The sequence below is a fragment of the Halorubrum sp. SS7 genome, assembly GCF_005435055.1.
Lineage (GTDB): Archaea > Halobacteriota > Halobacteria > Halobacteriales > Haloferacaceae > Halorubrum > Halorubrum salinarum.
On the sequence record NZ_SGXV01000383.1, the window covers coordinates 1 to 382 of the forward strand.

A 382-nucleotide genomic window follows, 5' to 3' on the forward strand; every position below is an offset into this window, starting at 1 on the left:
GGACGAGGAGATCCCGTGGGGACACGAGGAGCTCGAGCTCGCGGAGCGGGTCCTCAGGGTCTCGCCCATATACTACGACCCGGACCTGGTGGTCGATCACGTATACGCGGACTCGGTGTCGGACTACCTCACGAAGACGTATCGTCAGGAGGTCGAGCGACCGTACCTGTGGGCCAAACAGGGGCGGAGCGAGCGAGAGCAGTGGTTGATGATCCTCGCCGACGCGGTCACGCCCACGAACTACATCGGGCTGCCGCTGCGATCGGGCCTGATTCACGGCGCCGGGACGCTGGCCGGCGCTGCCGGCCGCGTCCGTGGAATGCGTCGGCAGGATGCGGGTCCGACCGACTAAGCGGAACCGAGGCGCCGACGGCCGGGGAAC

At 67.8% G+C, this 382-nt stretch carries 1 protein-coding gene; it reads left to right on the forward strand.

Going from position 1 to position 382, the window contains the following annotated elements; all coding sequences use genetic code 11:
• Positions 1-352, forward strand: a 352-nt coding sequence (locus EXE44_RS18495; RefSeq protein WP_369333868.1) for a glycosyltransferase family 2 protein, incomplete at its 5' end; no start/stop codon positions are given.
• Between the last annotated feature and the right edge of the window lie 30 nt (positions 353-382).